Annotated in this window: 19 protein-coding genes; 12 read left to right on the plus strand and 7 right to left on the minus strand. The window is 70.4% G+C overall.

Annotation, left to right across the window (positions count from 1 at the left end):
- The first annotated feature begins 47 nt into the window (after positions 1-47).
- Together otsB and AC5Y4Z_RS21765 are read left to right on the plus strand one after the other, a co-directional pair.
- On the plus strand, positions 48-1124 hold the full coding sequence (otsB, locus tag AC5Y4Z_RS21760; RefSeq protein ID WP_499966913.1) for a trehalose-phosphatase: 1077 nt from the start codon (positions 48-50) through the stop codon (positions 1122-1124).
- A gap of 107 nt (positions 1125-1231) precedes the next feature.
- Positions 1232-3673, plus strand: coding sequence for a PE family protein (locus tag AC5Y4Z_RS21765; protein ID WP_499966915.1), 2442 nt, complete (start codon positions 1232-1234; stop codon positions 3671-3673).
- A 20-nt stretch (positions 3674-3693) separates the two neighbouring features.
- Here the strand turns inward: AC5Y4Z_RS21765 and AC5Y4Z_RS21770 are convergent, their stop codons facing one another.
- The 3 genes from AC5Y4Z_RS21770 to AC5Y4Z_RS21780 are packed head-to-tail and all read right to left on the minus strand — an operon-like array spanning position 3694 to position 5274.
- On the minus strand, positions 3694-4086 hold the full coding sequence (locus AC5Y4Z_RS21770; RefSeq protein ID WP_499966916.1) for a type II toxin-antitoxin system VapC family toxin: 393 nt from the start codon (positions 4084-4086) through the stop codon (positions 3694-3696).
- Positions 4086-4361, minus strand: a complete 276-nt coding sequence (locus tag AC5Y4Z_RS21775; protein WP_499966917.1) for a type II toxin-antitoxin system Phd/YefM family antitoxin — start codon at positions 4359-4361, stop codon at positions 4086-4088. The genes AC5Y4Z_RS21770 and AC5Y4Z_RS21775 overlap by 1 nt, the downstream gene beginning before the upstream one ends.
- Before the next feature lie 40 nt (positions 4362-4401).
- Positions 4402-5274, minus strand: coding sequence for a MaoC family dehydratase (locus AC5Y4Z_RS21780; RefSeq protein ID WP_499966918.1), 873 nt, complete (start codon positions 5272-5274; stop codon positions 4402-4404).
- A 92-nt stretch (positions 5275-5366) separates the two neighbouring features.
- On the opposite strand from AC5Y4Z_RS21780, the gene AC5Y4Z_RS21785 reads away from it, so the two are divergent.
- From AC5Y4Z_RS21785 to AC5Y4Z_RS21795, 3 genes are read left to right on the plus strand one after another with little or no spacing between them, the layout of a single operon-like run.
- Entirely contained in the window at positions 5367-6071 is a 705-nt protein-coding gene (locus tag AC5Y4Z_RS21785; RefSeq protein ID WP_499966919.1) for a histidine phosphatase family protein, read from the plus strand.
- 45 nt (positions 6072-6116) lie between these two features.
- Positions 6117-8123: an SDR family oxidoreductase gene (locus AC5Y4Z_RS21790; RefSeq protein WP_499966921.1), complete on the plus strand. Its 2007-nt coding sequence runs from the start codon at positions 6117-6119 to the stop codon at positions 8121-8123.
- Between the two features lie 7 nt (positions 8124-8130).
- A complete protein-coding gene (locus AC5Y4Z_RS21795) occupies positions 8131-9120 on the plus strand; it encodes a nucleoside hydrolase (RefSeq protein ID WP_499966923.1) in 990 nt (329 codons plus the stop codon).
- Here AC5Y4Z_RS21795 and AC5Y4Z_RS21800 read toward each other — a convergent pair.
- Positions 9083-10192, minus strand: a complete 1110-nt coding sequence (locus tag AC5Y4Z_RS21800; RefSeq protein WP_499966924.1) for an enolase C-terminal domain-like protein — start codon at positions 10190-10192, stop codon at positions 9083-9085. The genes AC5Y4Z_RS21795 and AC5Y4Z_RS21800 overlap by 38 nt on opposite strands.
- A gap of 144 nt (positions 10193-10336) precedes the next feature.
- On the opposite strand from AC5Y4Z_RS21800, the gene hadA reads away from it, so the two are divergent.
- The gene (hadA, locus tag AC5Y4Z_RS21805; protein WP_499966926.1) at positions 10337-10870 is read left to right on the plus strand and encodes a (3R)-hydroxyacyl-ACP dehydratase subunit HadA; all 534 of its coding nucleotides are present in this window, start codon (positions 10337-10339) and stop codon (positions 10868-10870) included.
- Here hadA and AC5Y4Z_RS21810 read toward each other — a convergent pair.
- On the minus strand, positions 10863-11723 hold the full coding sequence (locus AC5Y4Z_RS21810; protein ID WP_499966927.1) for a cyclopropane mycolic acid synthase family methyltransferase: 861 nt from the start codon (positions 11721-11723) through the stop codon (positions 10863-10865). The two genes, hadA and AC5Y4Z_RS21810, sit on opposite strands and share 8 nt — an antisense overlap.
- A gap of 229 nt (positions 11724-11952) precedes the next feature.
- Between AC5Y4Z_RS21810 and kasB the strand changes: the two genes are divergently transcribed.
- The 6 genes from kasB (at position 11953) to AC5Y4Z_RS21840 (ending at position 22125) form a co-directional block, all read left to right on the plus strand.
- Positions 11953-13206, plus strand: coding sequence for a 3-oxoacyl-ACP synthase KasB (gene kasB, locus AC5Y4Z_RS21815; protein ID WP_499966929.1), 1254 nt, complete (start codon positions 11953-11955; stop codon positions 13204-13206).
- 122 nt (positions 13207-13328) lie between these two features.
- Positions 13329-14066: a cutinase family protein gene (locus tag AC5Y4Z_RS21820; protein WP_499966931.1), complete on the plus strand. Its 738-nt coding sequence runs from the start codon at positions 13329-13331 to the stop codon at positions 14064-14066.
- Positions 14067-14083: 17 nt separating this feature from the next.
- Positions 14084-15868 (plus strand): glycoside hydrolase family 15 protein, encoded by a 1785-nt coding sequence (locus AC5Y4Z_RS21825; RefSeq protein WP_499966933.1) that lies wholly within the window; start codon positions 14084-14086, stop codon positions 15866-15868.
- 128 nt (positions 15869-15996) lie between these two features.
- On the plus strand, positions 15997-17808 hold the full coding sequence (locus AC5Y4Z_RS21830) for a thiamine pyrophosphate-requiring protein (protein WP_499966935.1): 1812 nt from the start codon (positions 15997-15999) through the stop codon (positions 17806-17808).
- A 65-nt stretch (positions 17809-17873) separates the two neighbouring features.
- A complete protein-coding gene (locus tag AC5Y4Z_RS21835; protein WP_499966936.1) occupies positions 17874-20957 on the plus strand; it encodes an FAD-binding and (Fe-S)-binding domain-containing protein in 3084 nt (1027 codons plus the stop codon).
- A 10-nt stretch (positions 20958-20967) separates the two neighbouring features.
- A complete protein-coding gene (locus AC5Y4Z_RS21840; protein ID WP_499966937.1) occupies positions 20968-22125 on the plus strand; it encodes an alpha-hydroxy-acid oxidizing protein in 1158 nt (385 codons plus the stop codon).
- Here AC5Y4Z_RS21840 and AC5Y4Z_RS21845 read toward each other — a convergent pair.
- Complete coding sequence (locus AC5Y4Z_RS21845) at positions 22116-23642, minus strand: DNA polymerase Y family protein (RefSeq protein ID WP_499966938.1); 1527 nt, start codon at positions 23640-23642, stop codon at positions 22116-22118. The two genes, AC5Y4Z_RS21840 and AC5Y4Z_RS21845, sit on opposite strands and share 10 nt — an antisense overlap.
- A 39-nt stretch (positions 23643-23681) precedes the next feature.
- Positions 23682-24353 carry a DnaE2-dependent mutagenesis accessory factor ImuA' gene (gene imuA' / locus AC5Y4Z_RS21850; RefSeq protein ID WP_499966939.1) on the minus strand — a complete coding sequence of 224 codons (672 nt, stop codon included), beginning with the start codon at positions 24351-24353 and terminating at the stop codon, positions 23682-23684.
- Between the last annotated feature and the right edge of the window lie 82 nt (positions 24354-24435).

The raw sequence follows: 24435 nt of genomic DNA on the forward strand, positions 1-24435 counted from the left end.
CTGAGACCGCGCCGGCCAGCAACTGACCACCGTGAGAAGGTGGGCTCATGCCGGTCACCATCGACCCGCGCCGCCACGACGCGGTCCTGTTCGACGCTGCACTGAAGTCCCCTGAGACCCTCATCACGCAACTACGCGACGCCGGCGTCGCCACCGCCACCTTCGGCAACCTGCACGAGGCGGCCGACGCGCTCTCGGTGTGGCCCGGCCGCTGTGTCGTCGTCACCGACGACGAGGCGGCCGCTCGGGCCGCGCGGGACCAAGGCTTCGCGTTGGTCGTCACCGACGCGGGCGACGTCGCGGTGCGCACCGGGGACCGTCGCATGTCCGAGCTGCCGGACGCCGCGCAGGCGCTGGCCCTCCTGGCCGGCCGGAAACCCGCGGTGTTCTACGACTTCGACGGCACGCTGTCCGACATCGTCGACGACCCCGACGCGGCGCGGCCCGTCGCCGGGGCGATCGAGGCGCTGCGGAACCTGGCCGCCCAATGCCCGGTCGCGGTGCTGTCCGGACGCGACCTCGCCGACGTGACAACGCGTCTCGGCGTCCCCGGCATCTGGTATGCCGGCAGCCACGGTTTCGAGCTGACCGCGCCCGACGGGACCCACCACCAAAACGAGGACGCGGCGGCGGCCATCCCGGTGCTGGAACAGGCCGCCGCCGAGCTGCGCGACCGGCTCGGCCCGATTGACGGGGTCGTCGTGGAGCACAAGCGATTTGGCGTCGCCGTGCATTACCGCAACGCCGCCCGCGATCGGGTCGGCGCGGTGGCCGCGGCGGTGCGCGCGGCGGGCCGACGCGACGCGCTTCGGGTGACGACGGGCCGCGAAGTCATCGAGCTGCGCCCGGATCTGGACTGGGACAAGGGCAAAACCCTGCGCTGGGTGATCGACCACCTGCACGAGGCCGGCGCCGATGCCCTGCTGCCCGTCTATCTCGGCGACGACATCACCGACGAGGACGCGTTCGACGCGATCGCCGACGACGGCGTCCCGATCCTGGTGCGGCACAACGAGGACGGCGATCGCGCCACCGCCGCGCGGTTCGCGCTGGACAGCCCCGCGCGGGCCGCCGAGTTCACCGCGCGGCTGGCGCGGCAGTTGGGCGACCCCGCCGCGAATTAGCCTATGACCCTTGGTGTTCCTGCGAATGCGCTGGCAGCTTCGCGAAAGCCCGAACACCGGGAAGAAAGCAAGGCTAAGCTTCGCGCCAAATTGTTGGGAGGTCAGAGGTGTCTTTTGTCATCGCGTCGCCTGATACCGTGGCGTCGGCGGCCACGGACTTGGTCGGCATCCGCTCGGCGCTTTCCGCGGCGAACGCGGCGGCCCTGACCCCGACGGCCCAGATCCAGGCGGCGGCCGCCGACGAGGTGTCGACGGCGATCTCGACGCTGTTCGGCGAGTACGGCCTGGCCTACCAAACGCTCATCAGGCAGGCGTCGGCGTTTCACGACCAGTTCGTGCAGGCCCTGAACGGCGCCGGCCTTTCCTATGCCGTAGCCGAAGCCGCCAACGCTTCGCCCTTGCAGACCCTTGAGCAGCAGGCCCTCAATGCGATCAACGGGCCCACCGAGGCGCTGCTCGGGCGTCCGCTGATCGGCAACGGCGCCGACGGGACGGCCGCCAGCCCCAACGGCGGCGCCGGCGGCCTGCTCTACGGCAACGGCGGCAACGGCTATTCACAAACGGGCTCCGGACCGGCCGGCGGCAACGGCGGCTCCGCCGGGTTGATCGGTAACGGCGGCAACGGCGGCAATGGCGGTGCCGGTGCCAACGGCGGCGCGGGCGGCAACGGCGGATGGCTTTACGGCAGCGGCGGATTCGGTGGCAACGGCGGGGCGGCCACCGCGGTGGGCGGCAGCGGCGGCAGCGGCGGGGCGGGCGGCAACGCCTGGCTGTGGGGTAACGGCGGAGCCGCCGGAACCGGCGCCGCGGGAGCCAACGGTGACCCCACCACCCCCGGGGGCAGCGGCGGGGCCGGTGGCAACGGCGGCAATGCCGGGTTGCTGGCGGGCACCGCAGGCGCCGGCGGAAACGGCGGCAACGCGGGCAGCGGCCTCAACAGCGCGACCAGTTCGGTCGGCGGTCCGGGCGGGGCCGGCGGTCACGCCGGGATGTTCGGCCCCGGCGGGAGCGGCGGGGCCGGCGGCATCGGTGGGGCGAATACCCAGACCGGCTCCTCCAGCGGGGCCGGGGGCGCCGGCGGCACCGGCGGGGGTGGCGGATACCTGGTCGGCGACGGCGGCACCGGCGGCGCCGGCGGGGCGGGCGGACAAAACCAAAGCGGAGGCGCCGGCCTCACCGGCGGCACCGGAGGGGCCGGCGGGGCCGGCGGGGCGGCCGGGTTGCTGTTCGGCAACGGCGGCGCCGGGGGCACCGCGGGAGCCGGCGGGTCGACCAACGCCCAAGGCACCGGCGGCACCGGCGGCATCGGCGGCGACGGCGGGTCAGGTGCGTGGCTGTACGGCAACGGCGGCAGCGCCGGAGCCGGCGGGGCCGGCGGCCAAAACGCGGCGAGCGGGGCCGGTGGCACCGGTGGCGGTGGCGGGGCCGGGGGTAATGCCGGGCTGATCGGCGCTGGCGGGCAGGGCGGCGCCGGTGGTGCGGGCGGCAACCAGATCGGCGGCCAGGGCGCGGGCGGTGCCGCCGGCAATGGCGGCGCCGGCGGGAACGGCGGGTGGCTCTATGGCAACGGCGGCGACGGCGGGGCCGGCGGAAACGGCGGATCGAACAGCGCCGGTGGCACTAACTCCGCTGGGGGCGCGGGCGGCGACGGTGGAGCCGGCGGGAGCGCCCGGCTGATCGGAGCCGGCGGTCACGGCGGCGACGGTGGCCTTGGCGGGTCCACCAAGGGCCGGGAATCCGGCGCCTTCGGCGGCGCCGGTGGCCACGGCGGGGCCGGCGGCAACGCCGGGTCACTGTTCGGCGACGCCGGAGCCGGTGGAAACGGCGGGTACGGCGGGAGCAACACCCAAACGTCCAGCGGCTCGAACCACGATGGCGTCAGTGGCGGCGGGGGCGGCAAAGGCGGCGACGGGGGTAGTGGCGGCAACGCCGGGCTGTTCGGCAACGGGGGTGCCGCCGGCGGCGGCGGTACCGGCGGCAATGGTGGCGTCGGGCAACTCGGCACGAATGGCGATGGCACTACCCCCGGCGGCACCGGCGGCGCGGGCGGTGCCGGGGGCGCGGGCGGTGCCGGCGGAGCTGGGGGCCAAAGCGGGTTGCTGATAGGCAATGGCGGAAGCGCCGGCGCCGGCGGTATCGGCGGTAATGGCGGAACCGGTGGCAAGGGCGGCAGTAACGGGGGCGCCGGCGGTGGCAACGGCGGCAACGGCGGGGACGGTGGCATCGGCGGCAGCGGCGGGACCGGTGCCAACGGCGCGTTGCTGTACGGCAACGGCGGCGGCGGTGGCAATGGCGGGACCGGCGGCAACGGCGGCAACCCCGGCTCCGGATCGGGCGGCGGGACCGCCGGCAGCACCGGCAACGGCAGCGCCGGCGGGGCCGGCGGACCCGGCGGCAGCGCCCAGTACGTCGGCAACGGCGGCAACGGCGGTAGCGGCGGCAACGGCGGAATTGGCACCAATCCCGGCACCCCCGGCGCCGGCGCGCCCGGCGGCAGCGGCGGCAAGCTGTTCGGCGCCGCCGGCACCCACGGCGCCGACGGGACCTAACGTTCTGTCGCCCCGCCCGATCAGGACGGCGCGATCACTGGGAGGCCCAGGACCTCGGCGGCGTCGCGCATACGGTCGTCGTACGTACAAAGCCGACCAAGATCAATACCGAGCCGCTGCGCCGTCGCCAGGTGAATGGCGTCGAGCGTGCGCAGTTCGAACGGCAACAGGCCGCCGGCTACATCGAGCACCCGGTTGTCGACCCGAAGCAGGTCCACGTTGGCGAGCGCTCGGCGTCCGGCTTTCCTGGCTGATTCACCGTGCGGCAGCAAAGCCCGCATGACTTCCGCGCGCGCCAGCGCACTCGACACCAGCGGGCGGCGGGCGCGAAGGTATCGACGCAGCGCGTCGGACTCCGGTTCACGCACTGCGAGTTTGACGATTGCAGACGAGTCGAGGTAGATGCCCGCCATCAGCGCTCATGCTCGCGCAGACGCGCAAGCGTCACCGACGGCGGCTCGCCACCCGGTTCGAGTTCTATCGGCTCGGGGAGATCATCGAAATCCGCAGTGGCACACTGTATTTCGCCGCTGGCCACCATCTGCTCGTAGGGACCTCCACCCGGCACCGGCGAGAGCAACGCGACGGGCCGACCCCGGTCGGTGATTTCGATCGTCTCACCGGCTTCGACACGGCGGAGGAGTTCGCTGGCCCGTTGCCGCAACTCCCGCACACCCACCGACGGCATGTGCTAACTGTAGCACATCGGATGCGCTCCGTTGGTCCAGCTAACCCTCGATGTACTCCACGGCCCCGTCGTCGAGCACCACCCGGGACTCGGCGCCATCGGACCCCGACGCCTCGGTGCGGAACACCGCCTTGCCCGCCCCGGTGCGCCAGATCAGCGTCGTGAGCGTCTCGCCGGGAAACACCGGCGAGGAAAACCGCGCCGCGATCGAGGTGACGTTGGCGGCCACGTCCTTGCCCAGCTCGGCGACCAGCGCGCGGCCCGCCACGCCGTAGCTGCACAGCCCGTGCAGGATCGGCTTCGGGAACCCGGCCAGCTCGCGGGCGAACCACGGGTCGCTGTGCAGCGGGTTGCGGTCGCCGGAGAGCCGATAGATCAGCGCCTGGTCCTCGCGGGTGGGCAGCGGGATCCGGGCGTCGGGCTCGCGATCCGGAAACTCGGGGGCGGTGGGGCGCTGCCCCGGCTGCCCGCCGAAGCCGCCCGCGCCGCGGACGACAAAGGTGGTCGACGTCTCGGCGATCAACTTCCCGGAGTCCGGGTCCGTGCCGCGGCCGCGCAGCATCACGACCGCGTTCTTGCCCTCGCCCTTGTCCTGGATGTCGGCGACCTCGGTGACCACCGACAGCTTGCCGGCCGGCGGCAGCGGCGCATGCAACCGCACGCCCTGGGAGCCGTGTAAGAGCATGGCCCAGTTGAACGTTCCGATCTTCGCGGCCGCCCCGAAGGCCGGGCAGCAGATCACCGCGTAGGTGGGCAGCACCTGCTGGGTGATGTCGTGGCTGTTCTCGGTGGTGAACGACAGGTCGTCGAGCCCGCAACCCACGCCGAGGGCATACAGCAACGTGTCCCGGTCGGTCCACTCGAACGGCATCGGCTCGGTCACCGCGCCGACCGCGCTCGGGTCAATGGCCATGCGAGTCTCCTGTCCATCGATATCGTCGATTTTCTCCACCTAACCATCGCAAACCCTTCCCACCGGCACTATCGGCAGGGCAGGCTATCGCCATGGGCAAGGGGAGCATGGTCGCCAAGGCACTAGCCGTGATGGCCGCGGCGCTGATCGTCGGCGCCTGTGGCGGAACGCCGCAGCAGCGCAGCATCACGTTGACGTTCATCCGGCACGCCGAGTCGGAGGCCAACGCCAACGGGATCACCGACACCACGGTGCCGGGCCCGGGACTGACCCCGGAGGGCAAGGCCCAGGCGGAGCAGATCGCGCACCAGCTCGCCCACAACAAATACGACGCCGTCTACGCCTCCACCATGACGCGAGCCCAGCAGACCGCCGAGCCGTTGGCCTCCGAACTGCACAAGCAGGTGGAAACGCTGCAGGGCATCCAGGAGATCGACGCCGGCTGGTTTGAGGGCAAGCCCTCCTCGATGAACCAGTCGACCTACCTGCTGGCCCCGGCGGACTGGCTCAACGGCGACGTCCAAAACAGCATCCCCGGCTCGGTCAGCGGCAAGGAGTTCAACGACCGGTTCACCGCGGCGATCCAGAAGGTCTACGACGGCAACCACGGCAAGCCGGTGGTGTTCTCGCACAAGTTCGCCATCGAGTACTGGACGCTGATGAACGTGAAGAACGCCAAGGACAGCCTGCGGACCAGCCATCCCCTGCCCAACGCCGGCCGCGTGGTGATCAGCGGCAACCCCCTGACGGGCTGGACGCTGGAGGACTGGGACGGCATCCGCGACTTCAGCGGCTGATCCCACGGTTGACGCGCGCGGCCGCCAGCCGCCACGATGGCTTGCATGCGGTATGTCGTTACCGGCGGTACCGGGTTTATTGGTCGCCGCGTCGTGTCCCGTCTGTTGGAATCCCGCCCCGACGCGCAGGTGTGGGTGCTGGTGCACCGCGCGTCGCTGGGCCGCTTCGAACGCCTCGCCGCGCAGTGGGGCGAGCGGGCGAAACCCCTGGTCGGCGAGCTGCCCGAGCTCGACCTGACCGGCCAGACCCTCGCCGAGCTGGGCGGCGTCGATCACCTCGTGCACTGCGCGGCGATCTACGACCTCACCGCCGGGGACGCCGAGCAACGCGCCGTCAACGTCGAGGGGACCCGATCCGTCATCGACCTGGCGCGGCGGCTCGACGCCACGTTGCACCACGTGTCGTCGATCGCCGTGGCCGGCGACTTCCCCGGCGAGTACACCGAGGACGACTTCGACGTCGGACAGCAGCTGCCGACGCCCTATCACCGGACGAAGTTCGAGGCCGAGTCGCTGGTGCGGTCGACGCCGGGGCTGCGCTACCGCGTCTACCGCCCCGCGGTGGTGGTGGGCGATTCGGTCACCGGGGAGATGGACAAGGTCGACGGGCCGTACTACTTCTTCGGCGTGCTGGCCAAGCTGGCGGTGTTGCCCAGGCTCACCCCGATGCTGCTGCCCGACACCGGGCGCACCAACATCGTCCCGGTCGACTACGTCGCCGACGCGCTCGTCGCCCTCATGCACGCCGACGGAGCAGACGGGCGAACGTTTCACCTCACCGCGCCCAAAACCATTGGGCTGCGCGGCATTTACCGCGGCGTCGCCAAGGCGGCCGGGCTGCCGCCGCTGCGCGGCTCGCTGCCCCGCTCGGCGGCCGTGCCGGTGCTCAAGGCGCGCGGGCGCGCCAGGGTGCTGCGCAACATGGGGGCGACCCAGCTGGGGATTCCCGCCGAGATTTTCGACGTCGTCGACCTGGCGCCCCAGTTCGTCAGCGACGAGACACGAAAAGCGTTGCGGGGCACGGGTATCGAAGTCCCCGAGTTCGCGACCTACGCGCCCCGGCTGTGGCGGTACTGGGCGGAGCACCTCGACCCCGATCGCGCGCGCCGCGACGACCCGAAGGGCCCACTGCGGGGCCGCCACGTCATCATCACCGGCGCGTCCAGCGGGATCGGGCGGGCCTCGGCGATCGCGGTCGCGGAAAAAGGCGCGACGGTGTTCGCGCTGGCCCGCAACGCCGACGCGCTCGATGCGCTGGTCGCCGAGATCCGCGCCAACGGCGGTGACGCGCACGCGTTCACGTGCGACGTGACCGACTCCACGTCGGTGGACCACACCGTCAAGGACATCGTGGGCCGCTTCGGCCACGTCGACTACCTGGTGAACAACGCGGGCCGGTCGATCCGCCGCTCGGTGGTCAACTCCACCGACCGGCTGCACGACTACGAACGGGTGATGGCGGTCAATTACTTCGGCGCGGTGCGGATGGTGCTGGCGCTGCTGCCCCACTGGCGCGAACGCCGGTTCGGGCACGTGGTCAACGTCTCCAGCGCCGGCGTGCAGGCCCGCAACCCCAAGTACAGCTCGTACCTGCCCACCAAGGCCGCGCTCGACGCGTTCGCCGACGTCGTCGGGTCGGAGACGCTGTCCGACCACATCACGTTCACCAATGTCCATATGCCACTGGTCCGCACGCCCATGATCGCGCCGTCGCACCGGCTCAACCCGGTGCCCGCGATCAGCCCCGAGCGCGCGGCCGCGATGGTGGTGCGCGGCCTCGTCGAGAAGCCGGCGCGCATCGACACCCCACTGGGCACGCTCGCCGAGGTCGGCAACTACTTCGCGCCGCGCACGTCGCGGCGCATCCTGCACCAGCTGTACCTGGGCTACCCCGACTCCGCCGCGGCGCGCGGGCTTCCGCCGCCGGAACCGGTGGCGGCCCGGCCGCCGAAACGCCGGCCCAAGCGCCCGGTCCGCGCCGTCACCGGAGGCATCCGCACCCCCCGGCCGGTCAAGCGCCTGGTGCGACTGGTGCCCGGCGTGCACTGGTAAGGCCTCCGTGAGCGCCGTTTTCGTCGACGTCGACACCGGGATCGACGACGCGATGGCGTTGATCTACCTGCTGGCCAGTTCCGACGCCGACGTCGTCGGCATCGCCTCGACCGGCGGCAACATTCACGTCGAACAGGTCTGCGCCAACAACCTGGGACTGCTCGAATTGTGCCGGGCCCCAGCCATACCCGTGTCCAAAGGCGCCGACGAGCCGCTAAGCGGGCGGTGGCCGCATCACTCGAAGTTCCACGGCCCCAAGGGTTTGGGCTATGCCGAGCTCCCCCGCACCGACCGCGCTCTCGCCGGCCACGACGCCACCGCGGCGTGGGTGGCCGCGGCGCACGATCACCCCGGGGAGCTCGTCGGCATCGTCACCGGACCGCTGACCAACCTGGCGCTCGCGCTGCGCGCCGAACCCGCGCTGCCGACCCTGCTGCGCCGGCTGGTGATCATGGGCGGCGCGTTCGGTGACGACACCAACCCGATGGCCGAGTGGAACATCCGGGTGGATCCCGAGGCGGCGAGCGAGGTCTTCGCCGGCTGGGCTGGGCGGCAACAACTTCCGATCGTCTGCGGCCTGGACCTCACCCGCCGCGTCGCCATGACACCGGCCATCCTGGCCCGGCTCGCGGCAGAGTCGGGCCCGTCCCCGCTGATCCCGGTGATCGAGGACGCGATGCGGTTCTACTTCGAGTCCCACGCCGAACGCGGGCACGGCTACGTCGCGTTCATGCACGACCCGTTGGCCGCGGCGGTGGCGCTGGACCCGCGGCTGGTGGCGACCCGGCGCGCGACGGTGGCCATCGAGCTCGCCGACACCCCGACCCGCGGGGTGACGGCGGCCGTCGAGCCGGATGGCCGAAAAGCCAACGCGCTGATCGGCGTTGACGTGGATCCGGCGGCGTTCTTCGACCGGTTCATCGAGCGCGTCGCGCCGTTCGCGCGCCGGCTGAGTGGGCTCACGCGACCCGGTACTGCTCGAGATCCGCGTGCTTGACGGTCAGCCCGTGCCCGGGCGCCGACCGGTCCGGTCGTAGCACGCCGCCCGGCTCGGGATCGAGGGTGCCGTCGAACGCCAGCCCTTCGATCCGCACGTGGTCGTGGAAGTACTCCAGGTGGCGCAGGTGCCAGATCGCGGTGCCGACCTGGCCGCTGATCTGCGGCGCGCAGTGCAGCGAGACGTCCATGCCGCGGGCGTCGCACAGCGCGGCGACCTTCAAAGCGCCGGTGATGCCCAGCGCCCGGGTGACGTCGACCTGCAGGCAGTCCACCGCGCCCGCGGCGAGCATGCGGTGGAAGTAGGGCAGGTGATACCCGTATTCGCCTGCGGCGATGTCCATTCCGGGCGGGCCCTGCTCGCACAGCTGGTGCAACCCGTCGAGGTCGTCGGAAGTCACCGGCTCCTCGAACCAGCCCACGTCGTACTCGGCGAAGCGCTGCGCCCACAGCAGGGCCTGCTTGCGGGTGTAGGCGCCGTTGGCGTCGACGAACAACGCGGTGTCCCCGATCGCCGAGCGGGCGGCCGCGACCCGGCCGGTGTCGGCGTCGGGGTCGCGGCCCACCTTCATCTTGACCCGGGGAATGCCGGCCTCGACCCAGCCGCACAGCTGCGCGCGCAGGGTGTCGTTGTCGTACGAGGTGAACCCGCCGCTGCCGTAGATCGGGGTGGCGTCGTGGATGGCCCCCAGCGCGATGACCAACGGCTCGTCCATCAGCCGGGCCCGCAGGTCCCACAGCGCGATGTCGACCGCCGAAATCGCCTCGGCGGCCAACCCGGGCTTGCCCAGGTTGCGGACCGCGCGCTGCATTTGGGCCCAGCGCGCCGGCGGTTGCAGCGCGTCGGCGCCCTTGAGCAGGTCGGCCAGCTTGGACTGCACGACGGTGACGACGGCCGTCCCGCCGTAGGTGTAGCCGACCCCGAGGTGGCCGCCGGCCCGCACGCTCACCAGGACGAAGGTCGTCGAGTCCCACTCCAGCGTGCCGTCCGACTCCGGTGCGTCGGTCGGGATGGAGTAGGCCGAAGCCTCCACGGATTCGATCGCGATCGGATCGCTTGCACGCAATGCCATTGCGGGTGACTACCCGCCGGCGCGCGGGCTAAGCGCCGGACGGGCCACTGGCCCAACGGGTTCCGCGCCGACGAACTTGTCCGGAAAGCGAAACCCCCGCCGGGGACGCGATTACCGCAGATCCCTCCCGGGTAGTGCCGGATCGTGTCGCTGTCTTCCCGCATGGTCGGCATGCATTACCGGTATCCGGATCACTACGAGGTGGAGCGGGAAAAGATCCGCGAGTACGCCACGGCCGTCCAGGACGACCACCCGGCCTTCTCCTCGGAGGCGGCCGCCGCCGAACTCGGCTACGACGGCCTGCCGGCGTCGCTGACGTTCACCTCGGTGTTCGGCTACAAAGCGCAGTCGGCGTTCTTCGACCAGGCGAACATCGCCATCCAGGAGGCGCGAATCGTCCAGGTGGACCAAACACTGCATTACTTCAGGCCGATCAAGGCCGGTGACCGCCTGTACTGCGACGTGTATGTCGATTCGGTCCGCGAGGCGCACGGCACCGACATCATCGTGATCAAGAGCGTCGTCACCGACGACGCCGGCGACGTCGTCCAGGAGACCTACACCACGCTGGCGGGCCGCGCCGGCGAGTACGGACGGGAGGGCTTTTCCGACGGCGCCGGGCACGACGAGATCGCCGAGACCGACCGACTGACGACGGAGGCGTTGGCGCCTATTTGACCAGCGTGAATTGCCCCACGTTGGAGATGCCTTCGCGGAACAGGTGCGCGCAGCCGGTCAGGTAGCGCAGGTAGCGGTCGTAGACCTCTTCGGACTGGATCGCGATGGCGCGTTCGCGGTTGGCCCGCAGGTTGGCCGCCCAAGTGTCCAGCGTGCGTATGTAGTGCGGCTGCAGCAATTCGACCTCTTCGAGTGAAAAGCCGCCCGCCCGCGAGTATTCCAGGATGTCGTCCTCGCCGGGCATCTCCCCGCCCGGGAATATCTCGGTGCGCAGGAAGCGGAAGAAGCGCAAATCACCCATGGTCAACTTGATGCCGTGCTCGTGCATGTAGCTCTGCGGATGGGTGAAAATGCTGTGCAACAACATCCGGCCATCCGCGGGAAGGATGTCGTACGCACGCTCGAAGAACGCGGGGTAGCGGGACTTCTTGAACGCGTCGAATGCCTCGATGGTGACGATCCGGTCGACCTTCTCGTCGAACTCCTCCCAGCCCTGCAGCCGAGCCTCGACGTGGCGCACCGTCGGGATCTCGGCCAGCCTGGCCTTGCTGCGCTCGTAGTGGTTGCGGCTCAGCGTGATTCCGATGACCTCGACGTCGTACTTCTCCACGGCGCGGACCAGGGCCGAGCCCCACCCGCAGCCGATGTCGAGCACCCGCATCCCCGGTTCGAGTTTCAGCTTGTCCAGCGCCAGGTCCAACTTGGCCAGCTGGGCCTCTTCGAGTGTCATGCCGTCACGCTTGAAGTACGCGCACGTGTAAGTCATTGAGGGGTCTAAGAATAACGAGAAGAATTCGTCGGAGATGTCGTAGGTCGACTGCGAGTCTTCGTAGAACGGCTTGAGCGCAGTCATTTCGGATCCCCGAGGATAGATGTCGCCTGCAGTCTTCAAAAAACCAGCCTGACTCGTTTCCAACATACCCGTCGGTGAGACGTTCGTGGTCGGCGGCTTCGCCAGAGCGAAGAACTAGCCAAAAAACGAAAACTTTAACCCGCTGCGCCCGTGAGCTTTTGACGCGCACCTCGGCGCGGAAGACTCCCCGTACCGTTCACTAGCTTTCTGGGAAGGTTTCGCGACAGTCATGACGGAAATGAGCACGGGAAAGGCGCTTCGGAATGTGGTGGTTACGGGCATCGCCATGTCGACCGCCCTCGCCCCTGACGCGGACGGCACGTGGAAGTTGTTGCTGGACGGCCGCAGTGGCATCCGGGCGCTCGAGGATGGCTTCGTCGAGGAGTTCGACCTGCCCGTGCGCATCGGTGGGCATCTGCTGGAGGACTTCGACAACCAGCTGACGCCCGTCGAAAACAAGAGGACGGGCTACGTGTCGAGGATGTCGACCGTGCTGGGCCGGCGGGTCTGGGAGAACGCGGGCTCGCCCGAGACCGACCCGAACCGGCTGATGGTGTCGCTCGGAACCGGTTTGGGTGCGGCCGAAGAACTGGTGTTCAGCTATGACGACATGCGCGCCCGCGGGGCGAAGGCGGTCTCGCCGTTGGCCGTGCAGAAGTACATGCCCAACGGCGCCGCCGCTGCCATCGCCCTGGAGCGGCACGCGCGCGCCGGGGTGCTCACCACGGTGTCGGCCTGCGCGTCGGGGTCGGAGGGCATCGCCCGGGCGTGGCAATACCTGGCGCTCGGCGAGGCCGACGTCGCGATCTGCGGGGGCGTGGAGACCAAGATCGAGGCGGTGCCCATCGCCGCGTTCGCCAAGATGCGCATCGTGATGTCCACCAACAACGACGATCCCGAGGGGGCCTGCCGCCCGTTCGACAAGGACCGCGACGGCTTCGTGTTCGGCGAGGCCGGCGCGCTCATGGTCATCGAGACCGAGGAGCACGCCAAGGCGCGCGGGGCCACCATCCTGGCCCGCCTGATGGGCGCGGCCGTCACCTCCGACGGCTACCACATGGTGGCGCCCGACCCCAACGGGGCGCGCGCCGGGCACGCGATGAGCCGGGCGATCCAGCTCGCCGGCCTGACCCCGGGCGATATCGACCACGTCAACGCGCACGCCACCGGAACCTCGGTCGGCGATGTGGCCGAGGGCAAGGCCATCAACAACGCGCTGGGCGCCAATAGGCCGGCGGTGTACGCGCCCAAGGCGGCGCTGGGCCACTCGGTGGGCGCCGTGGGCGCGGTGGAGTCGATCCTGACCGTGCTGGCGCTGCGCGACCAAGTGGTCCCGCCGACCCTCAACCTGGAAAACCTCGACCCGGAGATCGACTTGGACGTGGTCGCCGACAAACCACGCCCGGGTGATTACCAATACGCGATCAACAACTCGTTCGGGTTCGGCGGCCACAACGTCGCCATGGCCTTCGGGCGCTACTGACACACCTGCCGGCCTGAAAGATCCACCCGCTCAGGCCAATTGGCTTCGCGGCGCGTGCCGCGCCACGGCGGCAAGAAAATTTGTTGTTTTGGACCCTATTCACGCGGGAAGCATCTGCGAACATGATCACCCGTCGTGTTACCTACCTCCTCCGATCTGCCGTAGTGGCAGCGTCGGGCCTCAGCGGTTCCGTTCTCGCGCCCGCCATCCCCTCGGCCCTCGCCGAGCCATGTCCGGCGGTCCAGGTCGTTTTTGCCCGCGGCACCGGTGAGCCGCCCGGTGTCGGCCCGACCGGACAGGCGTTCGTCGACTCCCTGCGCTCGCGTGTCGGCGACAGGTCGTTCGACGTCTATCCCGTCAACTACCCCGCCACCGATCAGTGGGATACCGGCCTGGACGGCATCAAGGACGCGGGCTTCCACGTCGAGTCCATGGCGCGCGACTGCCCCACTACCAAGATGGTGCTCGGCGGCTATTCGCAGGGCGCGGCCGTGATGGGCTTCGTCACCTCCGCCGCGGTGCCGGACGGGGTCGATCCCGCGACCGTGCCCAAACCGATGGCCCCCTCGGTGGCCAACCACGTTTCCTCCGTCGTGCTGTTCGGGATGCCCAACGTGCGCGCCATGAACTTCCTCGGCGAACCGCCGGTCGTCGTCGGGCCCCTATACGAGGCCAAGACCATCAAGGTCTGCGCCCCCGAGGACCCGGTCTGCTCCGACGGGATGAACTTCGCCGCCCACCGCACCTACGCCGACGACGCGAGCATGGTGGACAAGGGCGCGGCCTTCGCGGCCAGCCGCCTCGAGGGAGGCTCGGGAGCCACGACGGTCGGGGCGCCCGGCGTCGGCTTCGGGGGCTGAGCGGGCCGGACATACGGATGAGCGACATCGCCCCGCTGGCCCGGCAGTTCCCGCCGCAGGTGCTTCGCCAGTACAGCCTGCTCGCCGACGGCGAACGCGGAATCGTGGTCGGCCCGCGCGGCGACTTCTGCTGGATCTGTTTGCCGCGCTGGGACAGTCCGGCCGTCTTCAACTCGCTGCTCGGCGGCCCCGGGGTGTACGCCGTGTCCCCCGACCAACCGCGCTTCGTCTGGGGCGGGCGCTACGAACACCGGTCCTTGATCTGGCGCTCGCGCTGGGTGACCACCGACGGCGTCGTCGAATGCCGCGAGGCGCTGGCTTTTCCCGGCGACCCGCACACCGCCGTGGTGCTGCGCCGCATCCGCGCGCTAGACGGGCCCGCCCGCGTCCGGGTCGCGCTCGACGTCCGCGCGGGCTACGGCGCCGAAACCATGCGCGAGCTGTCCCGCGACGACGCGACGTGGACGGGCCGGTCCGGCCCGGTGAGATTCCGCTGGGTCGGCGCCGGCGACGCCCACCGCTGCGACGAGGGCTCGCTGCAGGGATTCGTCGACGTCGCCCCCGGCTCCGAGCACGACCTGGTCCTGGAGCTCTCCGACCGCGAACTCGGCGCGCGGCCGCCGCGGGCCGACGACGCGTGGCGCGACACCGAACGGGCTTGGGCGGCAGCCGTTCCCGAGTTCTCCGGCACCCTGGCCGACGTCGACGTGCGCACCGCGTACGCCGTACTGCGCGGATTGACCAGCGGCGGCGGCGGGATGGTCGCGGCGGCGACGATGTCGCTGCCGGAGCGGGCCGAGCAGGGCCGCAACTACGACTATCGGTACTGCTGGATCCGCGACCAGTGTTACACCGGGCAGGCCATCGCGGCCGCCGGCGACCACGCGGTGCTCGACGACACGGTCCGCTTCGTCACCGAGCGGGTCCTCGCCGACGGTCCGGACCTGAGCCCGGCCTACACGGTCGCCGGCGAGCAACTGCCGGAGGAGAGCGAGGTCGACCTGCCCGGCTATCCCGGCGCGGTCGCCAAGCTCGGCAACTCGGTGACCGACCAGTTCCAGCTGGACGTGTACGGCGAGGCGCTGCTGTTGCTGGCCGCCGCGGGGCGCCGCGACCGCCTCGACGGCACGCATTGGCGCGCCGTCCAAACGCTGGCCCGGGCTATCGGGCAGCGGTGGCGCGAACCGGACGCCGGGGTGTGGGAGGTCGACAACCGGCGCTGGGCCGAATCGCGGCTGATCTGCGCGGCCGGGCTGCGGCGCATCGCGGAGCTGGCGCCGGCGCGGGAGCGCGCCGAGTGGGGCGGGCTGGCGGACGTTCTGGTGGCCGACGCGAATTCGGATTGCCTGCACCCTTCGGGGAGATGGCAACGCGCACCAGATGATTCGCGCATCGACGCCGCGCTGCTGCTGCCGGCGATCCGCGGCGCCGTGCCGTCCGACGATCCGCGCAGCGTCGCCACGCTCGAGGCGGTGCGGGGCGACCTCGGCCGGCACGGGTTCGTGTACCGGTTCCGCCCGGACGAGCGGCCGCTCGGCGAGGCCGAGGGCGCCTTTTTGTTGTGCGGCTTTTTGATGGCGCTGGCCGATCACCAGCAGGGCAACGACCTGGCGGCCGTGCGCTGGTTCGAGCGCAATCGCACCGCCTGCGGCCCGCCCGGGTTGTTCGCCGAGGAATTCGACGTCGGGCAGCGGCAGCTGCGCGGCAACCTGCCCCAGGCCTTCGTGCACGCGCTGTTGTTCGAAGCGGCGCATCGACTCGCGGACGCGAGCGGCCCCCCCGTCGGCACCGGCACCGGCTAATCCCCGAGTTTGGGCTGTTTGGCGAACCTGGCGCCGGGTAAGTCACCGATCATGGCCCTCGGCAATCGTTGCCCCGGGCAGTTGTGAATCGATAGCGACGTGGCCGCTGGCCGGATTGAAGGAGCATCATGCCGAAAACTGCCGACTTTATCCTGGACCGCTTGCGGCAGTGGGGGATTCACCGCATCTACGGCTATCCCGGGGATGGCATCCTGTCGATGTTGGGCGCGCTGGATCGCGCCGCCGGCGACCCGGAACTGATCCAGCCGCGACACGAGGAGATGGGCGCTTTCATGGCCACCGCCCACGCCAAGTTCACCGGTGAGATCGGCTGCTGCATGGCCACCTCGGGCGGCGGCGCGATTCATCTGCTCAACGGTCTTTACGACGCCAAGCTGGATCACCAGCCGGTGGTCGCCATCGTCGGCCAGCAGAAACGGATGTCGCTGGGCGCGGCGTTCCAGCAGGAGATCGACCCGAACACCCTGTTCAAGGACGTCTCCTCGGATTTCGTGCAGACCTGCATGGCGCCGGTGCAGGCGCGTCACCTCGTCGACAGGGCCTGCAAGGTGGCGCTGACCAACCGCACGGTCGCCACGATCATCCTGCCCGAGGACGTGGCGATGGCCGACGCGGTGCCCTCGCCCCCGCGGATGCACGGCGCGGTGTTCTCCAGCGTGGGCTGGAGCCGGCCCAGGATGATTCCGCGGGAGCCGGAGCTGAAGAAGGCGGCCGATATTCTCAACGAGGGCAAGAAGGTGGCGATCGTCATCGGCCAAGGCGCCGCCGAGGCCGCCGACGAGGTGGTCCAGGTGGCGGAGCTGCTGGGGGCCGGGGTGGCCAAGGCCTCGCTGGGGCGCGCGGTCCTGCCCGACGATCTGCCATTTGTGACCGGCCCGATCGGCCTGCTGGGTTCCACGGCAAGCCAGCACATGATGTCGGGGGCCGACACCTTGTTCTACATCGGCACCACCTTCCCGTACGCGGAGTGGCTGCCCGAAGAGGGGCAGTGCCGCGGCGTGGAGATCAACGCCGACGGCCGGATGATCGGCACCAGATATCCGATGGAGGCCAACCTCGTCGGCGACTCCAAAGACTCCCTGCGCGAACTGATTCCGCTGCTGAAACGCAAAGAGGACCGCTCGTGGCAGGAAAAGATCGAAAAAGAAGTCAAGAAGTGGTGGGCAACGCTTGACAAGCGGGCACACGACAAGGCGGACCCGCTCAACCCCGAGCTGGTGGCACACGAGCTGTCCAAGCGCCTGCCCGACAACGCGATCCTGACCACCGACGCGGGCTCGGCCGCAAACTGGTGGGCCCGGCACCTGCGGATGCGCCAAGGGATGGCCGCCTCGCTGGCCGGGAACCTGGCCACCATGGGCCCGGGCACGCCGTACGCGATCAGCGCCAAATTCGCCCATCCGGGCCGGCCGGTGATCGCGATGGTGGGCGACGGCGTGTTCCAGATGAACGGGATGGCCGAGATGATCACCGTCAAGCGCTACAAGGATCGGCTCTCCGATGGCCCACTGATTTTCTGCGTGTTCAACAACCAGGACCTCAACCAGGTGACTTTCGAGCAGCGGGCCATGGGCGGAGAACCGAAGTTCGAAGGCTCACAGTACATTCCGGACGTCCCCTATGCGGAGTTCGCCAAGCTGCTCGGGCTGACCGGCATCCGCTGCGACGACCCGGCAAAGATCGGGCAGGCGTGGGACCAGGCGTTGGCCGCCAACGGTCCGGTGGTGCTGGAGGTGGTCGTCGACAAGGACATCCCGCCGGTGCCGCCGCACATCAAGATGACGATGGCCAAGAAGACGGCCAAGGCAATCGTCAAGGATCCCGACCGGGTCAGCGTCACCAAAAAGGGCGCCAAGCAGAAGATGCACGAGTTCGCCGAGGCGGTCAAACAAACGGTTGGCAAGGACGACGACGAATGAGCCTGCACGTTCGTCCGGAAGAACGAACCGTTCCGGCCCGTCCCGACACACGTTTCACGGCCGGGATGGCCACCGTCGACAAGGTCAACGTCACCGGCCTGGAAAAGCAGCTGCGCCGCCACGTCAGCGGCGAAGTGCGGTTCGACACCGCGACTTTGGCGATGTACGCCAACGATGCGTCGAACTTCCGGCAGGTTCCGATCGGCGTGGTGATCCCCAAAACGATCGAGGACGTGGTGCAGACGGTGCGGGCCTGCCACGCCTACCACGCCCCGGTCCTGTGCCGGGGCGGGGGCACGAGCCTGTCCGGGGAAACCGTCAACGTGGCGGTGGTGATCGACTTTTCGAAGTATCTCACCGGCATCATCGACATCGACCCGCAGCGGCGCATGGCCACCGTGGAAACGGGGGTGATCAACGAGCAACTCAACAAGGCCACCGGCGAGCACGGGTTGGTGTTCGGGCCCGACCCGTCGTCGCATTCGCGGTGCACCCTGGGCGGCAACATCGGCAACAACTCCTGCGGCGTGCACTCGGTCCAGTCGCGCTTCTACGGGCCGGGACCGCGCACCTCGGACAACACCCACGAGCTCGACATCGTGACCTACGACGGTGCCCGGTTCACCGTCGGCGTCAACGAGGAGACGGACCTCGACACCATCATCGCCGCGGGCGGGCGCAAGGGCGAAATCTATGCCGCGCTACGGGATTTGCGCGACGAGTACGCCGACGACATCCGCAAGGGTTTCGCCGACGTCGAAGAGGTGCCGCGGCGAGTGTCCGGTTACAACCTCGACGAGCTGCTGCCCGAGCGGGGGTTCAACGTCGCCCGCGCCCTGGTCGGGACCGAGAGCACCTGCGCGGTGGCGCTGACCGCGACGGTGATGCTCACCCCGGCGATGTTGCATCGCACCGTGGTCGTGGTGCAGTTCGACTCCCTCGGCGAGGCCGGCGACCTGGCCCCGGAGATGATGGAGTGGAAGCCGATCGGCTTGGAGGCCGTCGACCACGTGCTGGTCCACGACCAGGAGTTGACCGGCTCCAACGCCACGGGCCGGGCCGCGCTGCCGCGACCGAAGTCGACCGGGGCCTGGCTGATGATCCAGTTCGGCTCGGATGAGCCGCGCGAATCCCTGGAGCGCGCCGAGGAATTCGTGCGCTGGCTGAAAAGAAAGAAGCGCATCGAGGACGACCGCATCGTGCTGGCCCGTGCCAAGCAGGACGGCGGCAACAGCGCCGAGCTGTGGTCCATCCGCGAGGCCGGGCTGGGCTCGACCGCGTTCCCGGTCGACAGCGGCAACCACTGGCCGGGCTGGGAGGACTCCGCGGTCCCGTGGCGCCGCGTCGGCGACTACGTGCGCGACCTGCAGCAGCTGTACGCCAGGCACAACCTGCGCGGCGCCATGTACGGCCACCTCGGGGAGGGCTGCATCCACTCCCGCGTCGGATTCGATCTGCGCCACAAGGACGGGCTGGCCAACTACCGCAGCTTCATGGAGGAGGCCGGCGATCTGGTCGCGTCCTACGGCGGGTCGATGTCCGGCGAGCACGGCGACGGCCAGCAGCGCGCCGAGTTGCTGCACAAGCAGTACGGACCGCGCGTGATGGAAGCCATGCGCAAGTTCAAGCTGATCTGGGATCCCGAGTGGAAGATGAACCCCGGCAAGGTGATCGATCCGTATCGCTTCGACGAGAACCTCAAGCTGGGCACCGACTACAACCCGCCGCGGCCGAAGGTGAAGTTCGCCTACAGCGAGGACCACGGCGACTTCTCCCACGCGGCGCTGCGCTGCGTCGGGGTCGGCAAGTGCCGGGTGCCCGAGGCGGACAACACCATGTGTCCGAGCTACCAGGTGACCAAGGAGGAGATGCACTCCACCCGCGGGCGGGCGCGGCTGCTGTTCGAGATGCTGCGCGGCGAGGTGATCACCGACGGCTGGCAGTCGAACGAGGTCGCCGAGGCGCTGGATTTGTGCCTGGCCTGCAAGGGCTGCACCAGCGACTGCCCGGTCGAGGTGGACATCCCCACCTACAAGGCGGAGTTCCTCTACCACCACTTTCGGTCGTTACGCCGCTGGCGGCCGCGATTCGCCTACGCGTTCGGGTTCATCGACCAGGCCGCCCGGCTGGCCAGCGCGGTGCCGGAGCTGGCGAATTTCGCGACCCAGACGCGCGGGATTTCGCGAATCGCCAAGGCCCTCGGCGGGATTGACCGGCGCCGGCCGCTGCCGACCTTCGCGCCGATGACGCTGCAACAGTGGTTTGCCGCGCGCCCGGTCGTCAACGCCTCCGGGCCGCGGGTGATCCTGTTCCCCGACACCTTCAACAACCGCCTGCACACCGACGTCGGCGTCGCCTGCGTCGAGGCGATCGAGGCGGCCGGCTGGCGGGTGATCATGCCCACCGGGCACATCTGTTGCGGTCGCCCGCTGTATGACTACGGCTTTCTCGACGTCGCCGAGCACTACCTGCACGACGTTCTGGGCCAGCTGCGCAGCGAAATACGCGCGGGCACACCGGTCGTCGGGATGGAGCCGAGCTGCCTGGCCGTCTTCAAGGACGAGCTCAAGAAGCTGCTGCCGCACGACGACGACGCGGACCGCCTGGTGCGCAACAGCTACCACTTCGCGCAGTTCTTCACGGAATTCGACGTCGAGGTGCCCAAGGTATCGGCGGCGCGGGCGCTGCTGTGGGGTCACTGCCACCAGCGGGCCACCGGCGGTGTCGACGCCGACCAGAAGGTCCTGAAGAAGATGGGCATCGACGTGGAACCGGTTTCCGGCGGGTGCTGCGGGCTGGCCGGCTCGTGGGGATTCGAGCAGGGCAAGTACCAGCTTTCGCTCGACTGCGGCGAGCAGGCCCTGCTGCCGGCGATCCGGAAGGATCCCGACGCGCTGGTCGTGGCCAACGGGTTCTCCTGCCAGACGCAGATCAGCCACTCCGGCTCGGCGGACGCGCTGCACCTGGGACAGATCATGGCCATGGCGAAAAGCTCGGCCGACCTCGGATCCGCGTCGGCGCCCAGCCGGCCCGAACCCACCCCGCGCAAACGCGTTGCCCGCGTGGCCGTTCCGGCGGCGGGCTTGGCGGCGACCGCACTGGCCGGCGCGGTCGCGGCGCGAAAGCTCTGGCCAACCACAAGCGACTAGGAGGGAACCCATGCCCTTTGCCCAGTACCAAAACGAGCTCTACGAGCAGGGTCAGGCCGGACGCCAGCCGCCCTACCCGATCAAGTTCGCCGACCTGGAGGCCAAGGCGGCCGCGGCGATGCCGCCCAAGGTGTTGGACTACGTCGCGGGCGGCGCCGGCGACGAGCACACCCAGCGGGCCAACTGCGACGCCTTCAAGCGCTGGGGCCTGTATCCGCGCATGGGCATCGCCCCCGAGCAGCGCGACATGTCCGTCGAGCTGTTCGGCATCACGCTGCCGTCACCGATCTTCATGGCCCCCATCGGGGTGATCGGCGTGTGCGCCCAGGACGGCCACGGCGATTTGGCCGCGGCGCGCGCGTCGGCCCGCACGGGCGTGCCGTTCTTCGTGGGCACGCTCACCTCCGACCCGATGGAGGACGTCGCCGCCCAACTCGGCGATACGCCGGGCTTCTTCCAGCTGTACACGCCGCCCGACCGCGAGATGGCCGCCAGCCTGGTGCAGCGCGCCGAGGCATGCGGGTTCAAGGGCATCGCGGTCACCCTCGACACCTGGGTCACCGGGTGGCGCCCGCGCGACCTGAGCGGCGGGAACTACCCCCAGGTGCCCAGCGGATGCCTGGCCACCTACACCAGCGATCCGGTTTTTCGCGCCGGCCTGCAACCGGGTGAGGACGCCACCGAGGCGGCGGTGCGCAAGTTGCCGATCTTCGGTGGCCCGTTCCGGTGGACCGACCTGGAGTGGCTGCGCGAGCAGACCAGCCTGCCGCTGCTGGTCAAGGGCATCTGCCACCCCGACGACGTGCGCCGCGCCAAAGACATTGGCGTGGACGGCATTTACTGCTCCAACCACGGCGGCCGCCAGGCCAACGGCGGGCTGCCCTGCCTGGATTGCCTGCCCGGGGTCCTCGAGGCCGCCGACGGGATGCCGGTGCTGTTCGACTCGGGCGTGCGCAGCGGCGCCGACGTCATCAAGGCGCTGGCGTTGGGGGCCACCGCGGTGGGCATCGGCCGCCCGTATGCCTACGGCCTGGCGCTCGGCGGCGTCGACGGCATCGTGCACGTGCTGCGCTCGATCCTGGCCGAGGCCGACCTGATCATGGCCGTCGACGGGTACGCCACGCTCAAGGACCTGACGCCCGACGCGCTGCGGCCCACTCACTCGTAGCTCCCCTCGAGATACCAGCGCCGCTGGCGGTAGCACAGCAGATACGCCCGCTCGTCGGTCAGCAGGACCTGGGCGCGGGCGCTGCGGCCCTTGGCGTCAAGATCCCACCACCGCTCGTCAACCGGCCACGGCCCCGCCCACCAGCGCAGCCGCTCGTCTCGACCGTGCGCGGTCAGCCGGGCCGGGTCGGCCGAGAACATCCCCCGGTTGGTCACTCGTATCGGATTGCCTTGGGCGTCAACCAGTTCCACCGGGTCGTCGAGCAACACCGCCGGTGACGGCTCCGGCAGTTGGCCGGGCCACGGCAGGCCCGGGTCGGCCCGCGGCACCGGCTCGTCGCCCAGCGGGGTCAGCGTGATGCGTTCGGCGGGCCCGCGACCGCCGGACAGCACCGGCACCCGCACCGCCTCCGGCCCGAGCAGGCCCTGCACCCGCACCAGCGCGCGACGGGCCCGCAGCCGGTCCTCCTCCCCCAGCCCGCCCCAGAGCGGCAACTGCAGCGCCCCGGCCGACACCACCTCGACCGCCTTCAGCCGCAGCAGCGTTATCGGCGACGTGGGACGGTCTTGAGCCCGCCGGTTGCTCAGCCACCCGTCCAGTTGCCAGCGCACCCGGTCGGCGGTGGCGTCCTCGGTCAACGGCTCGGCGCACCGCCACACCCGTTGCAGCTCTTCGCCGTTGGCGGTGACGGCGTGAATGGCCAGCCGGGTGCAGCCCACCCCGGCGGCCATCAGCGTCTGGTGCAGCGTGCCGGCCAGCGAGCGCCCGGCGAAGGCCGCGGCGTCGACGCGGTCGACCGGCGGGTCGCAGTCCAGCACGGCCTCGAGTTCCGGCGGCGGCTCGCGTCCGGACGGTCCCCGCTCGGGTTGACCGCGGGCGAACCGGTGCGCGGCCACCCCGTCGGCGCCGAACCTGGAGGCCACGTCGGTGGCCGGCAGCGCGGCGAACTGCCCGATGGTGCGAATTCCCATCCGCCACAACAGGTCCGTCAGCTCCTCACGGCCCGGGCCGGACAGGCTCGGCTCGGTGGCAAGCTGCCGGATCGACAGCGCCGACAGGAACCTCGCGTCGCCCCCCGCCTCGATGATCCGGCCCGCCCGCGCGGCGAAGACCGCGGTGGACAACCGGTCGGCGATCCCGACCTGACACTCGGCGCCGGCCACGGCCACCGCGTCGACCAGTCGCTCGGCGGCCCGCTCCTCGGACCCGAAATAGCGGGCCGCCCCGCGCACCGGCAACACCAATAGCCCGGGCCGCAGCACCTCGGCGCGGGGCACCAGGTCGTCCACCGCGGCGATCACCCCTTCGAAGAAGCGGGCGTCGCGGTCGGCGTCGGCGGTCGTGACGTGCAGCCGCGGGCACCGCGCCGCCGCCTCCCGTCGCCGCAGCCCCCGCCGCACCCCCGCCGCACGGGCGGCCGACGAGCAGGCGATCACCCGGTTGGCCAACGTGACCGCGATGGGGGCCGTCGCGGGCAGGTCCGCCGCGGCCGCCGCGGCGACCGCGGGCCAGTCCATGCACCAAATCGCCAGCGCGCGTGAGGAAACCACCCGACATCACCCGGCTCGCGCCCGGCCGTTCACCCGTCGGCCCGCGCACACCCCGCTGACCTGCAACCGCACCTTGCCGATTCGGCCGAACCCCTGATGGCCGTCCCCCGTGATCTCGTAGCCGCAGACCCGGGCCGCAAGCCGCGTCGGCGCCCCCTGCCAGTCACCGTCGGTGACCAGCAGGGTGCACCCCTTGGTGCGGGCCCGCGCCACCACCGCGCGCGCCCGCGACTGCGGCACCCGACGCCCACCCAGGCCGAGCACCACCAGGTCCATGCCGTCGATGAGCACCGCGGCCACCTCGACCGGATCGGTGCCGGGATCCGGGATCACGGCGAGCCGGCTCAGATCCGCCCCCATCTCCGCGGCGGCCAGCAGCCCGATGTCCGGCTGGCCGACGATGGCGACGTTGCCGCCGGCCGCCGTCACCGCGGCCACCATGCTCAACAGCAGCGACCGCGCCCCCGACAACACCGCCACCGTTCCCCGCGGCAACGGCACCGGCAGCGCCCGGGCAAGCCACGGCGGGAGCTCCAGCCGGGACTGCGAATCCGGCAGCAGGCCGTCGGCGGGGGCGGCGGCGCCGGCCCGGGACATCTTCCCGGACACCTCGGCCATCCGCCGACGCAGCGATTCCAGCTGGTCAGCGCGGTGATCGGAGGCAAAAGCCGCGGTCATGATCAGCCTCCTCCGATGACGGTTTTCGAACCTATGTTCGATACATTTGCGAGTAAACACCCGCCCTCCGACAACCGTCAAG

The organism is Mycobacterium sp. NGS63, assembly GCF_059812295.1.